Source organism: Candidatus Gracilibacteria bacterium (assembly GCA_010119145.1).
GTDB lineage: Bacteria > Patescibacteriota > Gracilibacteria > BD1-5 > UBA6164 > JAACSU01.
Genome location: JAACSU010000003.1, coordinates 1 through 3,219, shown reverse-complemented (window position 1 = coordinate 3,219; position 3,219 = coordinate 1). Strand labels below are relative to the sequence as shown.

The following is a 3,219-nucleotide window of genomic DNA, read 5'->3' as shown; positions in this document are numbered from 1 at the left end:
TTTTCATAAATACTAAACTTATTTTTTATTGAGAAGTAAAAATAAGCAAATATGATAGTCAAAATTACAGTTAATAAAGCAGCGGTAAGCTTTAAGCGCTGGAAAAGATTTTCATATTTTTGGTAATCTTCTCTGTTAACAAGAAGATTGATACTACTTTTTTTCATATTATCTCATGTTTCCGCCTATTCCAGGAATAAATACAGATAATTCATTTTTGTAGGTTTCCGTTAACTGAGACTTTTTTAATAATAAGCTTGGTTCAAAAATATTAATTGGCAAACCAAGTTCTTCGGTTAAGTTAGTTACTAACGAAGGATACAAAAATATTTTATTTGTAAATAATACTGTGGCTGGATTATATTTACTGATAAATAATTTTAATTCGGTAGAAAATTCTTTAACTAAAGGTTGAACTATTTTTTCAAGAGAATAGGAAGACGGATTATTTTTATCGTAATTCTTAAGCATTTCCTCTGATTTTTTAATGTCAGTAGCGGTATTTACTTGAGTTTCCTTCAAAAAAAGTTGGTAACCGATTGATAGGTTGTGAACTTCTTTAACAATCAGTTCTTGAGGTGAAAAATATGATAAGGAAGTAGAATTGGTATCAAAATTTGCAACTACAAGTCCCTGGGTTTGATTTATTTTGTATTGATTTATAATATTTTTATTAAAATTATTGACAAAACGTGCGGTACAACTAAGTTCGTTTTCAACTGATTCAGGATTAAGACCTGCCAATTCAACCGTTGTTTGAACGCGTTCAACCACTTTTTTTGGAGCTGCTACGATCAACAAAAGAACTTTTTTTTCTACCTGATCCTCGCTGATTACTTCAATATCAATATTTGTTTCTTCAATTGGCATAGGGATAAATTGGTCTGCTTGGTATTTAATAGCCGTAATGAGCTCTTTTTCATTGAGGAGAGGCATCGATATTATCTGACTATATGTGAGGCTATCAGGAATGATAATATTGACATCTTTTTTGGTAATCTTTAAGGATTCAATCAATTTTTTTATTTGATTAACTTGGTTTTCGATATTCTTTTCTAAATTACTCGTGTAAAAAAAATCAGGTGTTACTGCCTTTCCTAACGCCATGATTTCTAAAGTATCTCCAACTTTATTTGCATCGACCACCTTCGTAAATTTTTCATCGATATCTAAACAAAAATATTTATCAGCCATAGTTTCAATATAGAGTATTAAGTATTAAGTATCAAGTATTAATAATTTCTCAATTTAACTCTCATTTGATAATGAAGCGAGGTAATTTCTTCGGGCCGAGATGATGTACAGATTCCGGCCCCCGTATAATAACAGATATCAAAATCAAGTAAAATCGATACGGGTAAATAGGCAGATGTTCTTGAGCAGGAAATAGAGAAAGTATTATCGACTAAAATTTTGCTTGAAGTTAAAGGAAATGTTAAAATATCAGGAGGATTGTCTAAGTCTGCTGATTTTGAAGCAATTGAATTGTTTTCAAATAAATAGCCAAACCATTGCTTATCTTCGTCAAGAAAGTACAATGCTCCACTTGGTGGAGTATAATCTCCATCTTGGCAAACAAGATTGTTGTCAGTTGGTTGTCCGGAGTGAACGGTAACGGCTCTATTTCTTATCGTATTTTCCATCAAATTAATGATATAATCCCCTTCTCTTTTAACCTGACTCAACCGGTAAATTTTTATCTGTTGTCTCATTAAAGTTAAAATAGTTGCAAACAAAACCGGCAAGGTCAAACCAATGACAGCAATAACAACGATAGTTTCGATAAGAGTAAAAGATTTTTTCATAACTATTCTAATAATTTAAACACCGTTTTTATTGGTACTGATAAAACCGTACCCATATCCTGCCAATATACCGTTATAACTGCATCCCCAGAATTTTTGATCACAAGTTCCCGTTTAAATATTGTTCCTAAGGAGTAGTCTCCGCATGAACCGCTGGTCCAGCTAAGAGAGTTCAAACAATAGGTGGTTCCACCGGCAGACCCGTGAGCAATAAATACTGTCCAATCATCTTCTTTCTCCTGATTTATCCATTCGATTCCTTCTTCTGCGTATCGGGTAGCCAAAATTTTATGTTCCTGAATTTTCATATTCTTAAGGTTAAAAGTTGTAACCGTTAAGGCCGCTATAAAAAATAAACCCAATACAGAGATAAAAATTATAACTTCTATGAGGGAAAAAGATTTTTTCATAGCAACGTTTCATCTAATTCAATGACTCCTATTGGGGAAATTGATATGTTTATAGTCTTACTGATAGCAGAATTTCTGAGACTAATCGTATCAGAAACAAAAATTGGACTGGTCATTAATGGTGAAAAATCATAATCATCTGCTCCGGCGGTAATAGTTATATTGCTTGTTGGTATAGTATAACTTTGAACAACAGTACAAGTTGGAGCACAACAGAACTTAAATGAATAGGTACTGGGAGGAGAAATTGTTACTCGATAACCGGTAAAGTTGATGCAGTTTTTATCTTGAAGGTCGGCGGAAAGTGCCTTTTTTTTGGCCAGTTCAAGAACGTCAACTAATTTTTTTCCTTCATTTTTTAATTTTGCTTGCTCGGTATAGGTATTATATTGAACTAGGCCAACTCCAAGAAAAATAAGGGTAATAGTAGTGACAACGAGGATTTCAATTAATGTAAATCCTTTGGATTTTTTCATGGATATGTTTGTCCGTAGGGGCCTACACAATAGTTGCATTGCACGCCTGTTTTACAAGTGCCAAGACAGCTTCCTGAGCCATTTTCCAAATAAGTCCCTAAAGTATAATCGCCTGTTGAGATATTACATCTATAGTAATAACCTGTGCCGGATTTTGGATCTAAAGGCATACTTTCGATATATTTAATCGGAGTAGTATAGATATCATAAACCGCATTTGGACAATCTCCTGTCATTGTTCCTGGATAATAAGCGTCGTTATTGCTTCTATACATTTCTAAAGCCGCTCTTATTTGTTCAAGGTCCGCCTTTCTTTTTGCATCGCGTGACTGTTTTAGAAATGCCGAATAAGTAACGACAGCCGTAGCCGTCATAAGAACGATAATAGTCACAACAACTAGAATTTCGATTAACGTAAAGCCTTTTTTCATACTATTGTTGATTTTCAACGGAAAATGTTGTTCCGGTTTCTAAGTCTGCTGTAATTTTATAGGCGGTTGTTGATGATGTTGTTATGGTATAGACATA

5 protein-coding genes are annotated in these 3,219 nt (G+C 33.4%); all 5 read right to left on the bottom strand.

All coding sequences use genetic code 25. From position 1 onward, the window contains the following. Window positions 1-168 precede the first annotated feature (168 nt). A complete protein-coding gene (locus GW846_00070) occupies window positions 169-1,194 on the bottom strand; it encodes a pilus assembly protein PilM (protein NDK09164.1) in 1,026 nt (341 codons plus the stop codon). Between the two features lie 38 nt (window positions 1,195-1,232). Next, window positions 1,233-1,805: a type II secretion system protein gene (locus GW846_00065; protein ID NDK09163.1), complete on the bottom strand. Its 573-nt coding sequence runs from the start codon at window positions 1,803-1,805 to the stop codon at window positions 1,233-1,235. A gap of 2 nt (window positions 1,806-1,807) precedes the next feature. Next, on the bottom strand, window positions 1,808-2,113 hold the full coding sequence (locus GW846_00060) for a hypothetical protein (protein NDK09162.1): 306 nt from the start codon (window positions 2,111-2,113) through the stop codon (window positions 1,808-1,810). 77 nt (window positions 2,114-2,190) lie between these two features. Beyond that, on the bottom strand, window positions 2,191-2,691 hold the full coding sequence (locus tag GW846_00055) for a prepilin-type N-terminal cleavage/methylation domain-containing protein (GenBank protein ID NDK09161.1): 501 nt from the start codon (window positions 2,689-2,691) through the stop codon (window positions 2,191-2,193). Next, the gene (locus GW846_00050) at window positions 2,664-3,122 is read right to left on the bottom strand and encodes a prepilin-type N-terminal cleavage/methylation domain-containing protein (GenBank protein ID NDK09160.1); all 459 of its coding nucleotides are present in this window, start codon (window positions 3,120-3,122) and stop codon (window positions 2,664-2,666) included. The genes GW846_00055 and GW846_00050 overlap by 28 nt, the downstream gene beginning before the upstream one ends. Window positions 3,123-3,219 lie beyond the last annotated feature (97 nt).